Origin of the sequence: Burkholderia metallica (genome assembly GCF_902832845.1) — a bacterium.
GTDB lineage: Bacteria > Pseudomonadota > Gammaproteobacteria > Burkholderiales > Burkholderiaceae > Burkholderia > Burkholderia metallica.
The window spans coordinates 259,771-282,645 of sequence record NZ_CADFDB010000008.1 but is presented as its reverse complement, the minus strand read 5'-3'; the positions used below and the strand labels follow the sequence as shown (position 1 = coordinate 282,645).

Here is a 22,875-nt window from a genome sequence, read left to right as displayed (position 1 = left end):
CGCGCCGCCGGTGCAGCACAAGCGGAACGGGAGGAGCAACGGATGAACGGGTTTTCCGGCAAGGTCGCCGCGATCACGGGCGCCGGTTCGGGCATGGGCCGCAGCCTTGCGGTCGAACTCGCGCGACGCGGTTGCGATGTCGCGCTCGCCGACATCGACGAAACCGGGCTCGCCGGCACGGCGGCTGCCTGCGCGCGGCACGGCGTGCGCACAAGCACGCGGCGGCTCGACGTCGCCGACCGCGACGCGGTGTTCGCGTGGGCCGATTTCGTGCGCGCCGAGCACGGCAAGGTCAACCTGATCTTCAACAACGCGGGCGTGTCGCTGGCCGCGAGCGCCGAAACCGCGCGCATCGCCGATCTCGAATGGATCGTCGGCATCAACTTCTGGGGCGTCGTGCACGGCACGCAGGCGTTCCTGCCGCATCTGCGCGCGTCGGGCGACGGGCACGTCGTCAACACGTCGAGCCTGTTCGGCCTCGTCGCGATGCCGACGCAGAGCGCGTACAACGCGACCAAATTCGCGGTGCGCGGCTTCACCGAGGCGCTGCGGATGGAACTCGAACTCGACGGCGCGCCGGTGAGCGCAACCTGCGTGCATCCGGGCGGCGTCGCGACGAACATCGTCGACGCGAGCCGCGTCGACACCAGCATCCACACACTGACGGGCCAGGACGAAGCGACCCATCGCCGCCAGGCGAACCGCCTGATCAACACGACGACGGCCAACGACGCCGCGCGGCAGATCCTCGCGGGGGTCGAGCGCAATGCGCGCCGCGTGCTCGTCGGCGCCGACGCGCGCCGGCTCGACAAGATCGCGCGCCTGCTCGGCGCCGGCTACCAGTGGCTGATGCTGCGCCACGTGCGGCGCGCCCGCGCCCGCAATCTGGAACGTGCGGCCGCCCCGGCCGCGCGCCCGACCACCCCGACCAAGGACCCCGCATGACCTCGACGACGACCGACCGGCGCGACGCGCCGCCCGCCCGCGGCGCCCGCCCGGACGGCCACGACCTCGACGTGCTGATCGTCGGCGCCGGCCTGTCCGGCATCGGCGCCGCCTATCACCTGAAACGGCGCTGCCCGGATGCGAGCGTCGCCATCGTCGAGGCGCGCGACGCGATCGGCGGCACGTGGGACCTGTTCCGCTATCCTGGCGTCCGTTCGGACTCCGACATGTTCACGCTCGGCTACAGCTTCCGTCCGTGGCACAGCGACAAGGCGATCTCGGACGGCCAGACGATCCTCGACTACATCCGCGACACCGCACGCACGTACGGCATCGACAAGACGATCCGCTACGGCCAGAAGGTGGTCGCGGCCGACTGGGACTCGAACCGCGCGCGCTGGACGGTGCACGTCGAGCGCACGCGGGACGGCGCGACCGACACGCTCGTGTACACATGCCGCTTCCTGTTCATGTGCAGCGGCTACTACGACTACGACGCCGGCTACCGGCCCGACTGGGCCGGCATGGACACGTTCGAAGGCACGCTCGTGCATCCGCAGCACTGGCCGAAGGACCTGGCGTACGCGAACCGGCGCGTCGTCGTGATCGGCAGCGGCGCGACGGCCGTCACGCTCGTGCCGTCGATGGCGGCCGACGCGCAGCACGTGACGATGCTGCAGCGCTCGCCGACCTACATCGTGTCGCTGCCCGCGCGCGACAAGATCGCGAACGCGCTGCGCCGCGTGCTGCCGTCGCGGCTCGCGCACCGGCTCGTACGCGTAAAGAACGTACTGCTGACGATCTACCTGTACAACGTGTCGCGCCGCAAGCCCGAGCAGACGAAGAAATTCATCATCCGCGCGGCCGGCAAGCAGCTCGGGCCGGATTTCGACGTCGCGAAGCACCTGACGCCGCGCTACATGCCGTGGGACCAGCGCCTGTGCCTCGTGCCGAACGGCGATCTGTTCAAGGCGATCCGCGCGGGCCGCGCATCGATCGTCACCGACGAGATCGAGCGCTTCACACCGACCGGCCTCCAGCTGAAGAGCGGCCAGCAGCTCGACGCCGACGTGATCGTCACCGCGACCGGGCTGAAGGTAAAGCTGCTCGGCGGCGCGCGCGTCACGGTCGACGGCCGCCCGGTCGACCTGCCGGAGACGGTGTCCTACAAGGGCATGATGTACAGCGGCGTGCCGAACCTCGCGTCGTCGTTCGGCTACACGAACGCATCGTGGACGCTGAAGGCCGAGCTGATCGCGCGCTACGTGTGCCGGCTGCTGAACCACATGCGCGCGAACGGCTACGACACCTGCGTGCCGCGGCTCGGGGCCGGCGACATCGGCGACGTGCCGGCCGTCAACCTGAGTTCGGGCTACATCCAGCGCGCGGCCGGCATCCTGCCGAAGCAGGGCCACCGCAAGCCGTGGAAGTTCCACCAAAACTACGTGCGCGATCTCGCATCGCTGAAGTTCAGCCCGCTCGCCGATTCGGCGATGCAATTCGAACGCCGTGCGACGGGCGCCCCGGCTGCCGCGACGCCGGTTGCCGAACCCGCACTCGAAACCCGCTGAGGCCAGACATGACTCCTACGCTCCATCTGATCCAGAACGTGCTGCTCGGCGTCGTCGCGGTGCTCGCCGCGCTCGCGCTGTTTACCGCTTACGTGGCCCGCCGCGTGACGCGCGCGTTTCCGCCCGAAGGCCGCTTCGTCGACATCGGCGGCGACCGCATCCACTACGTCGAATACGGCAGCGGCCCGCCGCTCGTGTTCGTGCACGGGCTCGCCGGGCAGTTGCGCAACTTCGCGTACCTGCCGCTCACGCGGCTCGCGCAACGGCATCGCGTGATCCTCATCGACCGCCCGGGCGCCGGCCGCTCGCTGCGCGGCGCGAGCTCGCAGGCGAACGTGTTCGCGCAGGCCCGCACGGTCGCCGCGTTCATCGACGCGCTGAAGCTCGACAAGCCCGTGCTGGTCGGCCACTCGCTCGGCGGCGCGATCGCGCTGGCGGTCGGCCTCAACCATGCGGACCGCGTGAGCCGGCTCGCGCTGATCGCGCCGTTGTCGCACGAGCAGAGCGAGCCGCCGGCGCCGTTCAAGCCGCTGATGCTGCCGTCGCCGCTGGTACGCCGCTTCGTGTCGTGGACCTTCGCGATTCCGCTGACGATCCTGACGGGCCGCAAGGCCGTCCAGCAGGTGTTCGCGCCGGAAGCCGTGCCGCGCGACTTCCCGGTCAAGGGCGGCGGGCTGCTCGGGATGCGCCCGCACGTGTTCTATGCGACCGCGACCGACCTGCTGTCGGCGCCCGTCGACCTGCCCGCGATGGTGCGCCGCTACGCTGATCTCGCGCTGCCGGTCGACGTGCTGTACGGCCGTGCCGACCCGATCCTGAACTGGCGCGATCACGGCGAAGCGCTCGCGAAGAAGTCGGCGCGCGTGCGGCTGAAGGTCGTCGACGGCGGGCACATGCTGCCGGTCACGCTTCCTGACGCGACCGCCGACTGGCTGCTCGAAGTCGCCGCCGCGCCGGCCGATGGCGTCGCGCAGACGGCGCGGGTCGCGCACTGACGTGCTGGCGCACCGGAACGCGGCGCGGATCGAAGCGGGAACCTGATCCGGCGCCGCGCCGGCGGCGGGATCAGGATTCGTCGTCGGGCACCGACAGCCCGAGATCCGATATCACCTCGCGCGCACTGCGGAATGCCTCGACCGCCGCCGGCGCGCCCGCATACAGCGCGCTGTGCAGCAAGACCTCGCGGATCTCGACGAGGCTCGCGCCGTTGTTGAGCGCGCCGCGAATGTGCCCCTTCAGTTCCGTACTGCGGCCGAGCGCCGCCAGCATCGCGCACGTGCACAGGCTGCGCGTCTTCAGGTCGATCCCGCCCCGCTGCCACGTACTGCCCCACGCGTGCTCGTTCAGCCAGTTCTGCAGCGGGCGTGAAAAGCCGTCGAGATCGCGCATCGCGCGCTCGACGAACGCCGCGCCCATCACGTCGATGCGTCGCGCCTTGCCGTATTCCCTGTCCTGTTCGCTCATGTCCGTGTCCTGTGTGGATGGAGTCGCGGCCGCTTCGGCTTCGTCGGCAGCCGGGGATCGCGCCATGTTCGTCGGGCCGGCGCATCTCGTCAAAGATGGGCCCCTCGGTTCGCGGCCGGCCGCGTGACGCGATATCGAACGCTACGTAACATCGCGCCGCGCGTTACGGCGGCTTACGGGAACATCGCAACCGCCTCGCCGGCGCACCCCGCGTGCCCGTCGCGCGAAAAACCCGTTACACCGTTTAAATCGCGCAGATATTCCCGATTTCTGCAATAAAGCTCGACACCGTTTCGGGGAATCTGCCATGGCGCGAAATTTGCAGAGATGGCCGGGACACACTTCCAATGTCGAGGCCAACATGCACACACTCTTCAAGAAGACGACGGTAACGATGGCCGTCTCGTCGTTGCTCGCGCTCTACGGTTGCGGCTCGGTCGATGGACCGACCACCCCGCCGACGATCAAGCCGAGCACGTCAGGGACGAGCGGCAGCTCGGGGACTTCGGGTACGTCGGGCGGCGGGACTTCGGGGACTTCGGGCGGCGGCAGTTCGGGTACGTCGGGTAGTTCTGGGACCTCGGGTACTTCCTCGGGCACTTCCGGCACCTCGGGCACCTCCGGTACGTCGGGAACTTCCGGAACTTCCGGCACTTCCGGCACTTCCGGCACTTCCGGCACTTCCGGCACTTCCGGCACTTCCGGCACTTCCGGCACTTCCGGCACTTCCGGCACTTCCGGTACGTCGGGTACTTCCGGTACGTCGGGTACTTCCGGCACCTCGGGCACCTCGGGCACTTCCGGCACCTCGGGCACTTCCGGTACCTCGGGCACTTCCGGTACCTCGGGCACTTCCGGTACCTCGGGCACCTCCGGTACGTCGGGTACTTCCGGTACGTCAGGCACCTCCGGTACGTCAGGCACCTCCGGTACGTCAGGCACCTCCGGTACGTCGGGCACCTCCGGTACGTCGGGTACTTCCGGTACGTCAGGCACCTCCGGTACTTCGGGTACTTCCGGTACTTCTGGCACCTCCGGTACCTCGGGCACTTCCGGTACGTCGGGCACTTCTGGTACGTCCGGCACTTCCGGTACGTCGGGTACTTCCGGTACGTCAGGCACTTCCGGTACCTCGGGTACCTCGGGCACCTCGGGCACCTCGGGCACCTCGGGTACTTCCGGCACGTCGGGCACTTCCGGTACGTCCGGTACTTCCGGTACGTCGGGTACTTCCGGTACGTCGGGTACTTCCGGTACGTCAGGCACTTCCGGTACCTCGGGCACGTCGGGCACTTCCGGCACGTCGGGCACTTCCGGCACGTCGGGCACCTCCGGTACCTCGGGCACCTCCGGTACGTCAGGTACTTCCGGCACCTCCGGCACTTCCGGCACTTCCGGCACCTCCGGCACCGGCGTCACCCCGCTCGGCAACGTCCTGCAGAAATCCGGCAATCTCGTGACGGCAATCGGCACGACGGTGGCGAATGGCGGCGGCCAGATCGGCGGCGTGCAGATCCCCGGCACGAACCCGACGACGGCCACCAGCGTCGGCAACGCGGTCACGAGCCTCGGCAACGGCGTGCAGGCGCTCGGCAACGGCGTTGCGGCCGGCCTCGGCTCGATCGGCGTGTCGGCCAACCCGCTCGGACCGACGCTGACGTCGACCACCGGCCTGCTGACCGGCACCGGCGGCGCGGTCAACAGCCTCGGCAACGCGGTCAAGAGCCTCGGCTCGGGCCCGCTGTCGCCGCTGTCGCCGGTCACGACGCTCGTCGGCGATCTCGTCGGCACGGTCGGCGGCGCCGTCAACTCGACCGCGTCGGGCCTCAACACGGCACTGAACAGCTCGCCGGTCCAGCAGCTCGAGACGCAGATCGGCAAGGTGATCAACCCGATCACGAACACGCTGACCGGCGGTGTCACGACGCCGGGCGCCACCCAGACGCTCGGCGGCGTGACGCTGCTCGGCACGCCGCTCAACGGCCTGCTGAGCGCGCTCGGCAACGGCCTCGCCAGCGCCGGCACGAAGGTCGGCGGTGCAACCGACAACCCGGTCGGCGCCGGTCTCGGCGGCGTCGTGGCGCAGCTCGGCAACACGGTGACGTCCACCGGCGGTCTCGTCCACGACAACAACGCCGGCAGTTCCAGCAGCGGCACGGGCGGCAGCAACCCGCTCGCCCCGATCACGGGCCTGCTCGGCACGCTGACGGGCGGGCTGGGCGGCCTGGGCGGCGGCAGCTCGAGCGGTTCTGGAGGCACCAGCGGCACGAGCAGCGGCGGCCCGCTCGGCCCGGTCACGGGCCTGCTCGGCTCGCTGACGGGTGCGCTCGGCGGCCTCGGTTCGGGCGGCACGAGCGGCACCGGCGGAACGAGTGGCACCGGCGGCACCAGCGGCACCGGTGGCGTGGGTGTCGGCGGCCTGCTGGCGCCGGTCACCAACCTCGTCAACGCGCTGACGCCGCTCGGCGCCAGCCTCACCGGCACGGTCACGACGCCGGGCGGCAACGTGACGGGCACGCTCGGCGGCCTGCTGACGAGCGGCCCGGTCGGCGCGGTGGCCGGTGCGGTGACGACGCCGGCAGGCGGCGCGGCCGCCGGCGGGGCGGCGGGCGTGGTCACGACGCCGGCCGGCGGCGGCACCGTGGTGGGCGGCCTGACCGGCAGCTCGAACGGCGGCACCGCGGGCGGCGCCGGCAACCTGCTGTCGCCGGTGACGAACCTCCTCGGCGGCCTGCTCGGCGGCGGCAACAAGAAGTAACGCTTTACCTATCAGAACCACAGGCCAATGGCCGGGCACGCATCCATACCAAGCCCGGCCGACGGCCGGCGTCACCCGCCAAGCGGGGGCGCCGGCCCTCACTCGTACGAGGACCCGATCATGAATTCGACGCTCGACGGCATCGCAGCGGTTCAGGACCGCCCACCCCGTTCCGCCACGCCCCTGCGCGCCGGCCTGCTCGGCATTGCCGCCGGGCTCTTCGCGCTGTGGATCACGCGCGGCCAGCCGACCCTCGATGCAGCCTCGCGCGCGGTCATCGCGAGCCTCGCGATCATCGGCACGATCGCGCTGCACGAAATCTTCATCTCGCGCGTCTACCTGCGCCCGAGCGCGGGCCTGTCGCGGCAGGCGGTCCGGCCGCTCGGCATCGCGCGCGTCGCGACGCGGCTCGGCGCATTGACGTCGATCTATGCGGGCATCGGCGTGATCTACTGGCTGCTGCCCGAATATCACGGCGCGTTCTACCTGCCGTTCTGGTCGCTGCTGCGCTCGCTCGCGCCGTACGTGATCGTCGCCGCGCCGTTCTACTTCGCATGGATGGACCGCCACCAGCGCGAGACCGACGACGCGTACCTGCTGTGGGGCCGCTTCCTGTTCCGCCGCGAGCAGCCCGCGAGCTGGAAGCCGGTGCGCGAGATGCTGGCCGGCTGGGGCGTGAAGGCGTTCTTCCTGCCGCTGATGACCGTCTACCTGTCGAAAGACGCCGATCACCTGACCGCGTCGCTTGCGAACGCGATGCATGCGCCGGCGTCGATCGCGACCTTCATGTTCATGTACGACCTGTCGTTCACGATGGACCTGATGTTCGGCACCGTCGGCTACCTGTGCACGTTCCGCATCCTCGACAGCCACGTGCGCACCGTCGAGCCGACCACGCTCGGCTGGGTGGCCGCGCTGATGTGCTACCAGCCGTTCTGGTCGCTGTTCTCGAACAACTACATCCGCTACGAAGGCTCGATGTTCTGGGACAACTGGCTGGCGTCGGCCCCGACGCTGCGCGTGATCTGGGGCACGGTGATCATCCTGCTGCTGCTGACCTACGCGCTGTGCACGATCTCGTTCGGGTTGCGGTTCTCGAACCTCACGAACCGCGGGATCATCACGTCGGGCCCGTACCGCTTCACGAAGCATCCGGCGTACATCACGAAGAACCTGTCGTACTGGATGGTGTCGGTGCCGTTCGTGGAGCCGCACGGCTGGCAGATCGGGCTGATGCACTGCGCGGGGCTCGTCGCGGTCAACCTGATCTACTACACGCGGGCGAAGACGGAAGAGCGCCATTTGATGCGTGATCCTGACTATCGCGCGTATGCGGAGTGGATCGCGCAGCACGGATTGTTCGCGCGGATCAGGCAGGCGTTCGGCGTGCAGCAGGCGGCGTGATCGGCGCTTCCGGGCCGGGGGGCCGGTCACGCATCGGCCCTGCCCGCCCCACGCGCCCCTCGGTTCATCCGCGCTTGCGCGTCAGTACGGCGAGCGCGACGACGCATGCCGCCGGCATGACGAAGCAAAACGCGGCCAGCGGCCACGGCGTATCGCCGGGCAGCACCAGCGTCACGAACGTGCCGGCCCCGCCGACGATCAGGCTCTGGACGCAGTAATACAGCGACACGGCCGTGCCCGCCGTGTCGTCGAACTCTCGAAGCGCACCGTTCGCCGTCACCGACGACATCAGCACGATGCCGATCGCGACGATCCACATCGGCATCACGAACGCGGCGAACGACGGCGCCATCAGGGCCGTGCATGCCGCCAGCACGATCGCGCCGGCCATCATGACGCCGGCGCCGCGCACGAAACAGCCCGGAATCCCCCAGTTCGACACGCACCATCGCGCCAAACGCGCGGCAACGATCATCACGATCGCGACGGTGGCGAACGCCGCGCTGAATGCGGTGCGGGAATAGCCGGCCTGCCCGACCAGCACCCGCGGCGCAATCGAAAAGAACACGAAAAATGCGCCCATGGCCGTGCCGAACCCGAGCGAATAGACGAGGAAGGACGGGCTGCGCAGGATCGAGACGACGGGTTGCCGCGGCTTGCCGGCGGCCCGCGGCCGCGTTTCGTGCCAACGCGGCCACGCGCGGCCGAACGCCACGCATCCGGCGCCGCCGAGCATCACGAAAATCGCGCGCCAGCCGAAACCGTGCGCGATGCCCGCGCCGAGCATCGGCCCGAGCGCGGGGACGAACGCGAGGATCGCGCCGAACTGGCTGTAGAGCGTGCTGCTTTCCGGACGATCGGCATACACATCGCGCACCGTTGCAAAGGTCGCGACGAGCGCGGCGGACGCACCCAGCGCCTGCAGCAGCCGCAACGCGACGAACACGCCGCCGCTGCCCGCCGTCGCGAGCGCGAGGGAAGCCGCCGAGAACAAAAGCGCGCCGCCCAGGAGCACGGGTCGACGCCCGATCCGGTCCGACAACGGGCCGAACACCAGCTGGCCCACGCCGAGGACGATCATGTAGACGCTCAGCGTCAGCTGCACCACGGCGGCCGACGTGTGCAGCGCGGACGGCATCTCCGGCACCACCGGCAGATACACGTCCATCGCGAGCGACGCGAGGAGATCGAAAGGGGCCATCAGCAGCAAGGCCGACGGCAGCGAGCAAGCCCATACGGGCGGGGTGTGGTTTCGGGTTTGATCAGGCATGACGAAGCATCCGCTCGGAAAAGGGAAATCCGGCGGCAATCTGCCTGCTGAGTCATCGACGAGAGGAGATCGCCGCAACAACCGGGTGAAGCAGGTTGTTGCGGCTCAGCGATCCGAGGACGGGCCCGCTCCCATGGTCAGATCCTTGTGGAGTTCGTTTGCCGGGAAGTGTATGCGATTTCCCGCATGAAAGCGGGCTGCGGCCGGAAACGGTCACGCGGACGATTCCGGATCCTCGCGGTGAATCGTCACGCACCCACCGGCCGACATGCGACCAATCGTCGCGAAACAGCCGCTTTCTCCGCTTTTCGTCGCTTTTCTCCGCCGGTCCGATTGCCGCGCTGCGGCACCTCGCGTAGGGTGCTGGCCGTCCGCACACGATCCGTCGCGCCGACACCCGACCGTCGTCACGCACGACGGCCGCGCGGGCCGTGCCCGCCGCTCACCGTCTCCGCGATGCCGCCCGCCGGCGCCGCGCATTCATGAGGAGAGAGACGTGATCCACAAAGTCCTGATCCTGTTCGCACTCTGCATCGCGGGCCTCGCCGCGATCGCCGCCGGTTTCCAGCACATCCCCAGCTGATTCGCGGCCCCGGCCCGCTTCGCGGGGCCCGGGGGCCGCACCCATTCCTTTTCCCTGTTGCGATGAACCACTTTCTCGGACCGCCCGGGACGGGCGGCCTTTGCCATGCGCATCGACGTACACCATTCCCAGCACGACATCGACGATGAACTCGACACCCTCTACGCGCGCCTGCATCAGCCGGGCCATCGCCTGCACGGCCTGCCTGCGGTCGCGCTCGGCCGCTCGGACCTGATCGTCCGCCACCGCGAGGCGGACGGCGAATACTTCCTGTATGTCGAAGATCCGGCCGCGCGCCAGCTCGCCGGCTACACGGTATTCAACCGCCTGCCCGAAATTCCGCGCCGCGCGGATCGCTACCTGCGCGCACCGCATACGCGGCTACGCGGGTCGGCGCAACGCAAGGGCCTTGCGACCACGCTGTATCGCTGGGGGCTCGACGCGGGCCTGTGCCTGATCAGCGGCGCGCGCCAGTCGGTCGGCGCCGCGCAACTATGGACCGCGCTCGCGCAGGATTACCGTCACGGCTTCGTCGATATCGAAGGGCGCGCGCTGCGTTATCTCGGCGAAACCGTCGCCGACGACGTGCACGGCGCGCTGCATACGCGGCGGCTGATGCTCGGTCACGGGTGGGAGATAGAAGAATTCGCGCGCGTGACGGGGATGGGGATGGCCGGCGTCGACCGAACGCCGGTGCGATAATCCGTGCGATCCGCGCGACGCTGCTGCGCGACACGCAAATCGACACGCTCATTGATGGCTACCGAACCCCGTCCCCACTCAGCCCCCCGCTTCGACATCGTCGCACTGTGCGGCAGCCTGCGCGCGCAGTCGTACAACGCGGCGCTGCTCGACGCGGCCGCGCTCGTCGCGCCGCCCGACATGCGCATCGTGCGCTTCGATCGTCTCGGCGAATTCCCGCTGTTCAATCCCGATGCCGAATATCCGTCGCCGCCCGCCGTGCGCGATTTGATCGAGCGCCTGAACGCGGCCGACGGCGTGCTGATCGCGAGCCCGGAATACGCGCACGGCGTGACGGGCGTCATGAAGAACGCGCTGGACTGGGTCGTGGGATGCGAAGCCGTCGTGTACAAACCGGTCGCCGTACTGAATGCGTCGCCGCGCGCGACGCATGCGGACGCGGCGCTGCGGGAAACACTGTCGGTGATGTCCGCGCACATCGTCGAGCGCGCGTCGATCGCGCTGCCGATCCTCGGCAGCCAGCTCGATGCGGCGGGCATCGCCGCGCATCCGCCGTTCGCGTCGGCGCTGGCCGATGCGTTGCACGCGCTCGGCGCGGCAATTGCCGAAGGCGCGCCGCCGGGCTGACGTTGCGCATTCGCAAACGCATCGCAGTCCAGACGAATCGGACATTGCGCCTGTCGACAGGCGCAATGTCCTGTGCAGATCATCGTCCGCGATAGATCGGCCGGTCGGCGGCAATCGAGCCCGATTCGCTCGCGGTCGGCGACATCGTCCCGTATCCGCTCGTATCGGCAACCGACGTACCCGTCGAGCCGATCTTCGTCAGCGCTTCCGCCAGTTTCGCCGGATAGTGCGGGTCTTCGCCGGTCTGACGGTAGCCGGCCGTGTGCAATGCGGCCAGTTCGGCCGTGACTTCCGCGCGCGTCACGGTGGACTGCGGCGCGGCCCATGCGGAAACGGAAGCGGTCGCGGCAACCGTCGCGAGAACATACAGAGCAAGCTTGTTCATGTGAACTCTCCTTGGCATCGACGACGTTGTCGACAGAGAGTGAGTCGAGCCGCGAGCGCAAAGATGACACGCGCCGGCGAAAATTTTCGGCATTGTGTCGCCATGCGGCTGCCGGGCCCCGCGCCGTGGAGACGGGCTGCGCAAATAAATGCCGGCCGGGTGTCAGATTCTGGCGGCCCGCGCGACTACAGGGTCGTGGCGCTGCGCCACCCTCTGTTTCCGCTCATGGGGTCCGACATGAAAACCAGAATCTGGATACCGATCGCGTCGCATCTCGCGACGGGTCTCGTTGCATTCGCCGCGGGCATCTACGTGCTTCCGATCCTGACGGCATCGGAGGGCGCAAGCGCCGTCGAACTGCAAGTGGCCGCCGAAAACACACGCCATACCGGTCGCTTCGAACGCGGCCTGCCGGGCAGCGACCTGCTGCACTGGGCCGACGGCAAGCTGACCATCACCGATTCGTCGATCGCCTTCGAAGGCGACGTAGCACCGGGGCCCGACTACAAGATCTACCTCGTTCCGGAATTCGTCGACACCAAGGCGTCGTTCCTCGCGATCAAGGCGCGTGCCGCGCGCGTGGCCGACCTGAAGACGTTCGGCAACTTCGTCGTGCCGCTTCCCGCCGACGTGAACCCCGCGCAGTACACGTCGGTCGTGATCTGGTGCGAGCGCTTTTCGAAGTTCATCAGCGCGGCCCGGTATCGAAGCGCCGCGAAGTCGGGCTCGGTGTCGATGTAACCGGCTGCCGCCGCAGCGGCGCGTGGTCGCGCACTACCGGCTCTTGGTCCGCGTGCCCTTCTTCACCGTCTTCGCGCGCGGCACTTCCTTCTCGGGCTGCGCGCCGCCGCCGGCGAGATCCTCGAGCCACGCGAGCGCATCGACGTACGACAGGAACTGCTGCAGGTATTCCGGCGACAGCTCGCGCATCGTCGCGAGCGACCGGTGCACGAGACTGTTCGAATTGAGCGGCCCCGCATTGCGCGGCACCTGGTCGAGCGACTGGCGGTACTGCTGTTCCGTGCGGACTTTCGACCACATCGTGCGGAAGTAGTCGACCAGCTCGGGATCGAGCCCGCGCCGGTCGGCCTGCGCATCGCGCGCAAGCCGTTCGACGAGGTCCGCGATCGCGCCGCGCACGGGCGCACCTGCCGCGGCGTCCGCAGTGTCGCGCGCCACCTTCGCTTCATCGGCCCGCGCCACGACCTCCGCGAAGCCTTCGATCAGCGTCGCCAGCCGTGCGTCGAGCAATTCGCGCGCGCTGCCATCGAGCACGGCCGCGCGCCGTTCGAGCGCGTCGATCCGGTGAAAACGCACCGGATCGAGCCGGTCGGCGCCCTGCTCGCGCCACGCGTCGAGCGTCGCGCGCACGTGCGTCGCGTCGAGCGTCACTTCGCCTTCCCTCCGTTCGACGCCGACTTGCGCGGCACCGGCGCGATTTCCACGCGACGGTTCTTCGCGCGGCCTTCATCGTCCGCGTTCGAGCTGACCGGCTGTTCGGAGCCGAACGCCGCCGCGAACACCGACGACGCCGGCACGCCGGCGTCGATCAACGCACGCGTGACCGTCAGCGCGCGCTTGGCCGACAGCTCCCAGTTGTCCGCGAATCGGCGGTTGCCGGCATGCACCTGCTGGTCGTCGGCGAAGCCGCTGATCATCAGGAGCTCGTCGCGCGTCTTCAGGTAGGTGCCCAGCGGCGCGGCCAGCGTCTGCAGCAGATCGCGGCCCGCGGGCTGCAACTGGTCGGAGTTCAGCGCGAACAGCACGCTGCCGCTGATACCGATGCGCCCGTTCACGAGCGTCACGCGGCCGGCCGCGAGCGGCCCGGCGAGCGCCTGCTCCAGCGATTTGCGCTGCTGCGCTTCCTGCTGGCGCGCCCGCACGGCTTCCTCGAGCTTCGATGTGAGCTGAAGCTGCATGCCGATCACGCCGACGAGGATCAGCACGAACGCGCCGAGCAGCACCGACATCAGGTCGGCGAAGGCGGGCCACACCGGCGCGGATGACGCGCCGCCGTCGATTTCGTCGTGCATGCGTTACGCTCCGACGGACGCCCGCCGGCCGGCGAGCTGCTGCAGGTCTTCGACGATCTGCTTCTGCGACATCATGCTCAGGTCGATCACCTCGCGCGCCTGCGCGACGTAATACTCGAGCTGCTCGTCGCTACGCGCGAGCGACTTCTCGAGCGCGGCCTCGATGCGTTGCAGATGGGTCAGCAGCTTGTCGTTCGATTCGCCGAACACCTGCACGGCGGCGCCGAACGCATCGCCGAGGCTCGCCACTTCGACGGCACCGGCCGTGACCTGCGCGGCCACCGAGTCGAGCTTGCGCGTTTCGGCATCGACGGTGTCGTTGAAGCGCGCGCCGACGCGATCGAGCAGGTCGGCCGACGTGCTGACGAGCGCATCGATCGCGGTGCGCTGTTCGGTCGACGCGTGATTGACCGCGCCGAGCAGCGTTTCGAGCGTCGCGAGCAGACGGCTGCGCTCCTCGAGCATCGCGGTGTCGTGCGCGAGGCTGTCGGACAGGCGCTGACGCAGCTCGGCGACGACGTCGGCCGCGGCCTTCGGCGCCTCCGAGGCAGCCTGCACGAGACGCGCGATCTCGTTGATCGTGTCGCCCGCATGCACTTTCGCCTGCGCGGTGATGTCGTTCGCGGTGCGGGCCAGCGTGTCGCAGATGTCCTGCTGACGCGTCGCGGCCTGCGCGCTCGCTTGCGCCCATTCGTCGCGCAGCGCGGCGGCCATCGCGGCGAGCGAGTCGTTCCATGCGGCGAGGCGTGCTTCGTCGCGCGCGGCCAGTTGCGTCTGCAAGCTCGCGTGCGAATCGCGGATCGTCGACAGCAAGTCGTTCGAGCGTTGTTCGAACGTCGCGGCCTGTGCGCTCAGGTCACGCGTCGTTTGTGCGAGCGCATCGCAGATTTCCTGCTGGCGGCCCACGCTGTGTGCGCCCGCGCGCTGCCATTCGTCGCCGAGCTTCGCGGCCATCGCGGCCAGCGAGTCGTTCCATTTCGACAGGCGTTCTTCATCGCGTGCGGCAAGCTGCGTTTGCAGACCCGTATGCGAATCGCGGATCGTCGACAGCAAGTCGTTCGAGCGTTGTTCGAACGTCGCCGCCTGTGCGCTCAGGTCACGCGTCGTTTGCGCGAGCGCGTCGCAGATTTCCTGCTGACGGCCCGCGCTGTGCACGCCCGCGCGCTGCCATTCGTCACCGAGCTTCGCGGCCATCGCGGCCAGCGAGTCGTTCCATTTCGACAGGCGTTCTTCATCCCGTGCGGCAAGCTGCGTTTGCAGGCCCGTATGCGAATCGCGGATCGTCGACAGCAGGTCATTCGAGCGTTGCTCGAACGTCGCGGCCTGTGCGCTCAGGTCGCGCGTCGTTTGCGCGAGTGCGTCGCAGATTTCCTGCTGACGGCCCACGCTGTGTGCGCCCGCGCGCTGCCATTCGTCGCCGAGCTTCGCGGCCATCGCGGCCAGTGATGCGTTCCATGCAGACAGGCGTTCTTCATCGCGTGCGGCAAGCTGCGTTTGCAGGCCCGTATGCGAATCGCGAATCGTCGACAGCAGGTCGTTGGAGCGTTGTTCGAATGTCGCGGCCTGTACCGAAAGCTCACGCGTCGTTTGTGCGAGTGCGTCGCAGATTTCCTGCTGACGGCCCGCACTGTGCGCGCCCGCGCGCTGCCATTCGTCGCCGAGCTTTGCAGCCATCGCGGCCAGCGAGTCGTTCCACGCGGCGAGGCGTGCTTCGTCGCGCGCGGCCAGTTGCGTCTGCAGGCTCGTGTGCGACTCGCGCATCGCGGCGAGCGTCGCACCCGAATGGCGTTCGAACGTCGCGGCGGCTTCGCCCAGCGCACGCGCATGCTGGCCGGCGAGCGCCTCGCCGACCTGCTCCTGACGCGACAGCGCATCGCGCCACGCGTCCGACAGGCAGTTTTCAGTCGATTCGAGGCGCGTCGCGACGCCGTCGAGCAGATCCGTCGAACGCTGCGCGAACGTATCGGTGAACTGGCCGAGCGTCGTCTGCAGCTGTTGCGCGACCGCGTCGCCCGCGCGGCGCTGTTCGTCGAGCGCACGGTTCCAGACGGCCGTCACGTTGCCGGTGGTCTTTTCGAAACCGTCCGTCAGCCCGTCGAGCTGACGTTGCACGGCGCCCGTCACGGTGTCGCGCAGCGCGGCCATTTCCTGCGCGAGCCCCGTCATCGTCGCGGCGACGACCGGTTGCAGCGCGGCGCCGGCCACGCGCGCGCTTTCGGCGGCGCTTTCCTTCAGCGCGTCGCCGACGTTCGACGCGAGGCCCGCATACGCGCGCTCGGTCCGGTCGAAAAACGCCTGCTGGCTTTCGAGCTGGCGATCGTGCAGCGCGACGCTGCGCGCCTCGAGCGTCGTCATCATCGTCTGCAGCCGGTCGACCAGCGCCGGCATCACGTCGGCCTGGCGCTGCAGCAGCCGGAACGATTCGTCGCGCTGGTGCGCGGACGAATGCACGCGCAACGTCGTCGCGATCTTCGCGTCGAGCTGCTGCGCCGCGTCGATCCGCTCGCGGCGCACGAGCGCGGACAGCAGCCCGAGCATCGCGGACGTCGCGACGCCGGCAATCGACGTGCCGAACGCGAACCCGAGGCCCTTCACCGGCGCGATCAGCGATGCGCGGATCGCGTCGAGGTCGGTCGCGCTTTCGAGCGCGGCGCCCGTGCCCTTCAGCGTGACGACCATCCCGAGCAGCGTGCCGAGCATGCCGAGCAGCACGAGCAGGCCGACGAGGTACGGCGTGAGCGCCGGGCCCGGCAGCGCGACGCGCGCGCCTTCGACCCGCGCACGCACCGCGCCGCGCAGGCCCGGGTGCAGCGTGTCGAGCCACGTGTCGAGCTTCGCGGGCGGCTCGGTCAGGCCGGCGACCGCGCGCGACAGCGTGGCGGTGGCCTGCCGGTAGCGCAGCAGTTCCCATGCGCCTGCGACGTAGCACGCGGCGATCAGCAGCGTGACGGCCGCCGCCAGCGGGTTCGACGCGGCATAGCCGGCGCCGATCCAGCCCACAGCGAGCAGACCGGCGACGAAGACAACGAGATCAAGGCGAATTCTGGACATAGCGTGTTGATTAGCTGGTGCGAAGGGCCGCGAGCAGCCCGTCCACCGTTTGAAACCGGACTTCGAGTTCGGCCAGCAGGATGCTTTGCATCTCGTCGCGAAACGTCTCGAGCCATGCGCCGGGCACGAGCGCCGCGGCGGCCTCGGCCGGCTCGACTGCCGCTGCGGCGGCTTCCGCATCGGCCAGCGCCTGCCGCTCCGCGTCGCGCAGCCGCCCGAAACGCGTGGCGAGCAGCGCGGGCACGGCCGACAGCAGGCTGCGCTCGCGCGCGCCGAGCACGCGCTCCATGATCGCGTCGAGCGTCGCGAGCCGCGCCATCCCGGACGAGCGTGCGGCGACCGCGACCCGCAGGCGGCCGCGCAACTGGCCGATCGCCGTTTCCATGTCCTGCTGCAACGCCAGGTAACGCTGGCGGAAGTCGGCGAAATCGGCAGTGTCGGCGGCCGGCGGCGGCGGATCGCCGGGCCGGCGCCGCGCGCGCGGCCGGTTGGCGGCCGTGATCGCCTGCGCGAGCTCGTGGCGCACGCGCGCGCAGTCGCGCTCCGCGTCGTAGCCGCGCACGCCGGCCGCGACGCCGGGCGCGCTCGCGTTCAGCGCGGACGACAGCGTGATCGCGTCGGTCCAGCCGAGCCACTGGCTCAGCCGGTCGGACAGCGTCTGCCGGGATTCCGCGACGTCGGCATCGGCCACGCGCGCGAGGAGCCGGACGAGCGCCGGGCCGCTCAGCGCCGGGCGCGGAGGTGCTTGCACCATGCTGCAAACCGTCAAAAAAGGCAGCAGTTTACACGTCGTCGGGGAGCCGACCGCCGGAATCGGGGGAGCGGCGCCGTCCGGCGCGGCGCGCGACGGACGCGAACGCCCGCCCGGCAAGGCTCGGCGGGCGGCGGCGGGGCTTGGGAACATCGCCGGCGGCGGCTCGGCCAGCCGTCGGATCGGGGTGCCGGTTGGGTCGACGGGTGAGTCGGGCGGAATGAACGGCGCTTTCTTATCCCGGACACGCGTTAGCGGGACGGTTCAAGCCGCTCTCGCCGTTCGAACCATTCGCTCCGGCGACCGCCCACGAAACCGGCCAGCCGCCGTGCGATCCCGCCCGAAAACGAAAGCGCTCAGATCCCCGCTTTCGGCGCGTTCAGGATCAGCCGCAGCCCGAGCAGCGTGATCGCGCCGGCGGCGACGCGGTCAACCCACTTCTTCGCGCGCAGATAAAGCTCCCGCGGCCGGCGCGTGGAAAAGCACAGCGCGACGATCGTGTACCAGCCGAACTCCACGCCGAACACGAGCGGCGGCAGCGCCAGATAGCACCACACCGGCGGATGCTGCGGGAGCAGCGCCGCGAAGATGCTGCCGTACCAGATCGCCGTCTTCGGGTTGCTGAGCTGCGTCGTGAGGCCCGTCAGGAACGACTTGCGGGCGCTGCCGCCCGCCATCGCCTGCGGATCGTCCATCGCGATCGGCCGGTCGGCGCCGCGCCAGATCTTCGACGCCATGTAGATCAGATACGCACCGCCCGCCACCTTGAGGCCCACGTACAGCCATTCGACGGCCTGCAGCAGCGTATAGAGCCCGGCCAGCGCGACGCCGCCGAATACGATGCCGCCGATGCCCATGCCGAGCGCGGTGGCCAGCCCGTCGCGACGCGACAGCCCGATCGAATTGCGGGCAACCAGCACGAAGCTCGGGCCCGGGATCATCGCGCCGAGAAACAGCGCCGCCAGGATGGCGAGTACGGCGGCCGATGCAGTCATCGAAGTCTCCTTGATGAGCGACGCCGAATCGCCGGCGCCTGCGTGTCGTTTCCGATGGTCGAAGCGCCGATTCTGGCACGCTTCGTACATGACCGAAAGCGGCATTGCGCTGCTATGCTGGCCCTGTTTCCCGCGATTCGCGCCACCCGCCATGATCGAGATCCGCGCCGCCCGCTATCCCGACGATGCCCGCGTCGTCGAGGCAATCTTCCGCGAGTACATCGCGAGCCCGACCGTCAGCCTCGCATTCCAGGACTACGAGCCCGAGATCGCCGCGCTGCCCGGCAAGTACGCGGCGCCGCGCGGGTTGCTGCTGCTCGCGTGGCGCGGCGAGCGCGCGGTGGGCTGCGCGGCGTTTCGCGAGATCGACGCGACGACCTGCGAGATGAAGCGCGTCTATGTGCGTCCCGACGCGCGCGGGCTGAACGTCGGCCGCGAATTGGTCGAACGGCTGCTGCGCGACGCGAAGGCAGCCGGCTATGCGCGCATGTGTCTCGACGTACTGCCCGAGTTCGTGGCCGCCCGGCAACTGTATGCGTCGCTCGGCTTCACGCCCGCGCCGCCCGTCGCGTTCAACCCTGTGCCGGGCACCGAGTTTCTCGGGCGCGATTTGTAGTCCCGCCGTCGACACCCCGTTCCTCCTTTCGACAGGACACTCCGTCATGCGTGCTTTCCGCCTGTCCATCGCGCCAACCAAGTGGAAATACCTAGTCCGTCGGCATTCCGTGTGTCGACGCGCGCCTCGCGGCAACCGGCCCGCGGGTCTACCATAGGCGCTTGCCGTCGCGCGGCAGACAGCTTGCGTGCGCGTCGCTCCGCAGGTGAACCGCACAGGAAGGAGTACGTCATGACGCAACACTTCGACGCGATCGTCATCGGCACCGGGCAGGCCGGACCGCCGCTCGCCGCGCGGCTATCCGCCGCCGGCCTGAAAGTCGCGATCGTCGAGCGCGGGCGCTTCGGCGGCACCTGCGTGAACACCGGCTGCATTCCGACCAAGACGCTGATCGCGAGCGCGTACGCCGCGCAGCTCGCCCGGCGCGCCGGCGAATACGGCGTGTCGGTCGGCGGCCCGGTCACCGTCGACATGAAAGCCGTGAAGGCGCGCAAGGACCAGATCTCCGGCCGCTCGAACCACGGCGTCGAGCAATGGGTGCGCGGCCTCGCGAACACGACCGTGTTTCAGGGTCACGCCCGATTCGAGCGCGCCGATACGGTGCGGGTGGGCGACGACGTGCTCGAAGCGGCGCGCATCTTCATCAACGTCGGCGGGCGCGCGCAGGTGCCGGACATGCCGGGCCTCGACACGGTGCCGTACCTGACCAACTCGACGATGATGGACGTCGACTTCCTGCCCGACCATCTCGTTATCGTCGGCGGCAGCTATATCGGGCTCGAATTCGGTCAGATGTATCGCCGCTTCGGATCGCAGGTCACGATCATCGAGAAGGGGCCGCGCCTCATCCGCCGCGAGGACGAAGACGTCTCGCAAGCCGTGCGCGAGATTCTCGAGAACGAAGGAATCGACGTGCAACTCGACGCGAACTGCCTGAGCGCGCGGCGCGACGGCAACGGCGTGGCGGTCGGCCTCGACTGCGCGGGCGGCGGCCGCGAGGTCGCGGGCTCGCACCTGCTGCTCGCGGTCGGGCGCGTGCCGAACACCGACGATCTCGGGCTCGACCGGGCCGGCGTCGCCACCGACGCACGCGGCTACATCACCGTCGACGAGCAATTGCGCACGAACGTGCCCGGCATCTGGGCACTCGGCGACTGCAACGGGCGCGGCGCGTTCACGCACACCGCGTACAACGACTACGAGATCGTCGCGGCGAACCTGCTCGACGACGATCCGCGCAAGGTGTCCGACCGCATCACGGCCTACGCGATGTACATCGACCCGCCGCTCGGCCGCGTCGGCATGACGCTCGCGGAAGCGAAGCAGACGGGCCGCCGGCTGCTCGTCGGCACGCGCCCGATGACGCGCGTCGGACGGGCGGTCGAGAAAGGCGAAAGCCAGGGGTTCATGAAAGTGATCGTCGATGCGGACAGCCACGCGATCCTCGGCGCGTCGATCCTCGGCGTGACCGGCGACGAAGTCGTGCACGGGATGCTCGACGTGATGGCTGCCGGCGCGCCGTACACGACGATCAGCCGCGCGATGCACATCCACCCGACCGTGTCGGAGCTCGTGCCGACGCTGCTGCAGGATCTGCATCCGGTCGAATGACGCGCGGCGCTTGATCGTCCACGCGCCCGCGACGGGCGCGCCGAAGCCGCCGATCGCGAGCACGTTCGATCGCATTCCACAACATCATGGAAGCGCATCGATACGGGGAAGCTGGTGCGCAGGCCGCGAAGATCGTCGTCGCGGCCTGAACGCCGCGGGCGCGGTGTGCCGGTCGAACCCGACCGATCGCCGCGCCCGCGCGCTCAGGCTTCGAAATACCGCGGCCGGTCGATATCGGCCAGCAGCCCGGGCTGCGTCGGCGCCCAGTCGAGCGATGCACGCGTGCGCTCGCTCGTTGCGGGCGCATCCATCCCCGCGAACATCGCGAACCAGCCGAAATGCTCGCCGGCTTCCGCCGTCGTTTTCGCGACGACCGGCACGTTCAGCCGGCGGCCGATGACCTCCGCAATCTCGCGGAACCGCACGCCCGTATCGTCGACCGCGTGATAGCGCGCACCGGCCACGCCGCGCTCGATCGCGAGCCGGTACACGCGCGCCGCGTCGAGCCGGTGCACGGCCGGCCAGCGGTTGTCGCCGTCGCCGATATAGGCCGACGCCCCTTTCTCCCGCGCGAACGCGATCAGGCGCGGCACGAAGCCGTGATCGCCGTCGCCATGCACGGACGGCGGCAGGCGCACGACCGACGCATGCACGCCGCGGGCTTCCAGCGCGACCGCCGTCGCTTCGGACGCACGCGGGTACGACGACGACACCGGCACGTGCGGATCGTCTTCCGTCGCCGCGCGCCCGGGCGCGACGAGCGCGAGGCCCGACGTGACGACCAGCGGCCGCGCCGAGCCCGCGAGCACCGCGCCGATCGTCTCGATCGCGCGACGGTCGAGTTCGCAGTTCTGCGCGAAGCGCAAGAAGTCGTGATTGAATCCCGTATGAATCACCGCATCGGCGGCTTCGGCGCCGCGCGCGAGGCTGTCTGGGTCCTCCAGCGACCCGAGATGGACGTCGGCACCCGCGGCCGCCACCGACGCGGCAGCCGCGTCGGACCGCGCGAGACCGAGCACCGAGTGCCCGGCGGCAATCAGTTCGGCGACGACGGCGGAGCCGACGAATCCCGACGCTCCAGTCACAAAGACACGCATGTTCAAACCCTCCGGATGGCATGGAGGCTTACTATCCGTCGATGGCCGCGCACGGTGAAGTCGTGACGGTTTACCGGTAAACGAACTAACAGGATATGGCTGACACCCGCGACAACCTGCTCGGTGCGTACCTGCGTGACCGCCGCGAAAAACTCGACCCGGCCGCGCTCGGCCTGCCGGCCACCCGCCGCCGCACGCCCGGCCTGCGGCGCGAGGAAGTCGCGCAGCGCGCGCACGTGAGCGCCGCGTGGTACACGTGGCTCGAACAGGGGCGCGGCGGCGCGCCGTCGGCCGACGTGCTCGACCGGCTCGCCCGCGCGTTGCTGCTGAACGACGCCGAGCGCGAGCATCTGTTCCTGATCGGCCTCGGCCACCTGCCGGAAGTGCGCTATCTCGCGAGCGGCCAGGTGTCGCCGCGCGTGCAGCACGTGCTCGATTCGCTCGACGCGAGCCCCGCGATCGTGCGCTCGGCGACGTGGGACGTCGTCGCGTGGAACGACGCGGCGGCCGCGACGCTGACCGACTACGCGACGCTCGCGCCGGAACGGCGCAACATCCTGCGGCTCATCTTCGTCGATCCGCGCGTGCGCGGCGCGCAGACGAACTGGGAACGCGTCGCGCGGTTCGCGGTGGGTGCGTTTCGCGCCGACGTCGCGCGCGGCGGCGCGACACGGGCCGTGCAGGCGTTCGTCGACGAAATGCGCGCGGCGAGCGCGGAGTTCGACGCGCTGTGGCGCGACCACGATATCCGGTCGCACGAAGAAGGAACCAAGGAGATCCACCATCCGGCAGTCGGGCGAATCGCGCTCGAATATTCGGCGTTCGCGGTGAACGGCCGGCCCGACCAGACGCTCGTGATCTTCACGCCGGAAACGGCGGCCGACCGCGCACGCGTGCGGTCGCTGGTGGCCGCACGCGCGCAGGCGCTGGCCGGGCAGATGCCCGTTGCATGACGGCGCGCGATTTCGTCTGACGAAGGCGCCGTAGCGCCGTATCGCCGCCCGCTACGCGA

Annotated in this window: 20 protein-coding genes; 11 read left to right on the top strand and 9 right to left on the bottom strand. The window is 69.5% G+C overall.

What is annotated here, in order from left to right; translation table 11 throughout:
• The first annotated feature begins 42 nt into the window (after positions 1-42).
• Genes HWX08_RS22885 through HWX08_RS22875 form a run of 3 tightly spaced genes read left to right on the top strand, consistent with a single transcriptional unit; the run spans position 43 to position 3,511 of the window.
• Positions 43-945, top strand: coding sequence for an SDR family NAD(P)-dependent oxidoreductase (locus HWX08_RS22885; RefSeq protein ID WP_174921300.1), 903 nt, complete (start codon positions 43-45; stop codon positions 943-945).
• Positions 942-2,516, top strand: a complete 1,575-nt coding sequence (locus HWX08_RS22880) for a flavin-containing monooxygenase (RefSeq protein WP_069259279.1) — start codon at positions 942-944, stop codon at positions 2,514-2,516. The genes HWX08_RS22885 and HWX08_RS22880 overlap by 4 nt, the downstream gene beginning before the upstream one ends.
• A gap of 8 nt (positions 2,517-2,524) precedes the next feature.
• Positions 2,525-3,511, top strand: a complete 987-nt coding sequence (locus tag HWX08_RS22875) for an alpha/beta fold hydrolase (protein WP_174921301.1) — start codon at positions 2,525-2,527, stop codon at positions 3,509-3,511.
• Positions 3,512-3,581: 70 nt separating this feature from the next.
• On the opposite strand, the gene HWX08_RS22870 is transcribed toward HWX08_RS22875, so the two are convergent.
• Complete coding sequence (locus HWX08_RS22870) at positions 3,582-3,980, bottom strand: carboxymuconolactone decarboxylase family protein (protein WP_069259277.1); 399 nt, start codon at positions 3,978-3,980, stop codon at positions 3,582-3,584.
• Positions 3,981-4,341: 361 nt separating this feature from the next.
• Here HWX08_RS22870 and HWX08_RS22865 point away from each other — a divergent pair, with 361 nt between their 5' ends.
• Complete coding sequence (locus HWX08_RS22865; RefSeq protein ID WP_175807075.1) at positions 4,342-6,738, top strand: collagen-like triple helix repeat-containing protein; 2,397 nt, start codon at positions 4,342-4,344, stop codon at positions 6,736-6,738.
• 120 nt (positions 6,739-6,858) lie between these two features.
• Complete coding sequence (locus HWX08_RS22860) at positions 6,859-8,142, top strand: isoprenylcysteine carboxylmethyltransferase family protein (RefSeq protein WP_174923081.1); 1,284 nt, start codon at positions 6,859-6,861, stop codon at positions 8,140-8,142.
• A gap of 64 nt (positions 8,143-8,206) precedes the next feature.
• Here the strand turns inward: HWX08_RS22860 and cml are convergent, their stop codons facing one another.
• Entirely contained in the window at positions 8,207-9,412 is a 1,206-nt protein-coding gene (gene cml, locus HWX08_RS22855; RefSeq protein ID WP_174923080.1) for a CmlA/FloR family chloramphenicol efflux MFS transporter, read from the bottom strand.
• 688 nt (positions 9,413-10,100) lie between these two features.
• Between cml and HWX08_RS22850 the strand changes: the two genes are divergently transcribed.
• On the top strand, positions 10,101-10,697 hold the full coding sequence (locus HWX08_RS22850; protein ID WP_174923078.1) for a histone acetyltransferase: 597 nt from the start codon (positions 10,101-10,103) through the stop codon (positions 10,695-10,697).
• A gap of 54 nt (positions 10,698-10,751) precedes the next feature.
• Positions 10,752-11,324 carry an NADPH-dependent FMN reductase gene (locus HWX08_RS22845; RefSeq protein ID WP_174923076.1) on the top strand — a complete coding sequence of 191 codons (573 nt, stop codon included), beginning with the start codon at positions 10,752-10,754 and terminating at the stop codon, positions 11,322-11,324.
• Between the two features lie 79 nt (positions 11,325-11,403).
• Here the strand turns inward: HWX08_RS22845 and HWX08_RS22840 are convergent, their stop codons facing one another.
• Complete coding sequence (locus HWX08_RS22840; protein ID WP_174923075.1) at positions 11,404-11,709, bottom strand: DUF4148 domain-containing protein; 306 nt, start codon at positions 11,707-11,709, stop codon at positions 11,404-11,406.
• Positions 11,710-11,946: 237 nt separating this feature from the next.
• On the opposite strand from HWX08_RS22840, the gene HWX08_RS22835 reads away from it, so the two are divergent.
• Positions 11,947-12,450, top strand: a complete 504-nt coding sequence (locus tag HWX08_RS22835) for a DM13 domain-containing protein (RefSeq protein WP_069259269.1) — start codon at positions 11,947-11,949, stop codon at positions 12,448-12,450.
• 33 nt (positions 12,451-12,483) lie between these two features.
• Here HWX08_RS22835 and HWX08_RS22830 read toward each other — a convergent pair whose 3' ends face one another.
• From HWX08_RS22830 to HWX08_RS22810, 5 genes are all read right to left on the bottom strand, one after another.
• Positions 12,484-13,101, bottom strand: a complete 618-nt coding sequence (locus HWX08_RS22830) for a DUF2894 domain-containing protein (protein ID WP_069259268.1) — start codon at positions 13,099-13,101, stop codon at positions 12,484-12,486.
• A complete protein-coding gene (locus HWX08_RS22825; RefSeq protein ID WP_069259267.1) occupies positions 13,098-13,742 on the bottom strand; it encodes an OmpA family protein in 645 nt (214 codons plus the stop codon). The genes HWX08_RS22830 and HWX08_RS22825 overlap by 4 nt, the downstream gene beginning before the upstream one ends.
• A 3-nt stretch (positions 13,743-13,745) precedes the next feature.
• Positions 13,746-16,793 carry a DUF802 domain-containing protein gene (locus tag HWX08_RS22820; protein WP_174923073.1) on the bottom strand — a complete coding sequence of 1,016 codons (3,048 nt, stop codon included), beginning with the start codon at positions 16,791-16,793 and terminating at the stop codon, positions 13,746-13,748.
• A 10-nt stretch (positions 16,794-16,803) separates the two neighbouring features.
• Positions 16,804-17,547 carry a DUF3348 domain-containing protein gene (locus HWX08_RS22815; RefSeq protein WP_174923071.1) on the bottom strand — a complete coding sequence of 248 codons (744 nt, stop codon included), beginning with the start codon at positions 17,545-17,547 and terminating at the stop codon, positions 16,804-16,806.
• A 353-nt stretch (positions 17,548-17,900) separates the two neighbouring features.
• Positions 17,901-18,539 (bottom strand): LysE family translocator, encoded by a 639-nt coding sequence (locus HWX08_RS22810; RefSeq protein ID WP_069261083.1) that lies wholly within the window; start codon positions 18,537-18,539, stop codon positions 17,901-17,903.
• A gap of 151 nt (positions 18,540-18,690) precedes the next feature.
• Between HWX08_RS22810 and HWX08_RS22805 the strand changes: the two genes are divergently transcribed.
• Complete coding sequence (locus tag HWX08_RS22805) at positions 18,691-19,155, top strand: GNAT family N-acetyltransferase (protein ID WP_174923069.1); 465 nt, start codon at positions 18,691-18,693, stop codon at positions 19,153-19,155.
• 231 nt (positions 19,156-19,386) lie between these two features.
• Positions 19,387-20,766, top strand: coding sequence for an FAD-containing oxidoreductase (locus HWX08_RS22800; protein ID WP_174923067.1), 1,380 nt, complete (start codon positions 19,387-19,389; stop codon positions 20,764-20,766).
• Positions 20,767-20,969: 203 nt separating this feature from the next.
• On the opposite strand, the gene HWX08_RS22795 is transcribed toward HWX08_RS22800, so the two are convergent.
• The gene (locus HWX08_RS22795) at positions 20,970-21,863 is read right to left on the bottom strand and encodes an SDR family oxidoreductase (protein WP_174923066.1); all 894 of its coding nucleotides are present in this window, start codon (positions 21,861-21,863) and stop codon (positions 20,970-20,972) included.
• A gap of 95 nt (positions 21,864-21,958) precedes the next feature.
• Here HWX08_RS22795 and HWX08_RS22790 point away from each other — a divergent pair, with 95 nt between their 5' ends.
• Positions 21,959-22,816, top strand: a complete 858-nt coding sequence (locus HWX08_RS22790) for a helix-turn-helix transcriptional regulator (protein WP_174923064.1) — start codon at positions 21,959-21,961, stop codon at positions 22,814-22,816.
• The last annotated feature ends 59 nt before the right edge of the window (positions 22,817-22,875 follow it).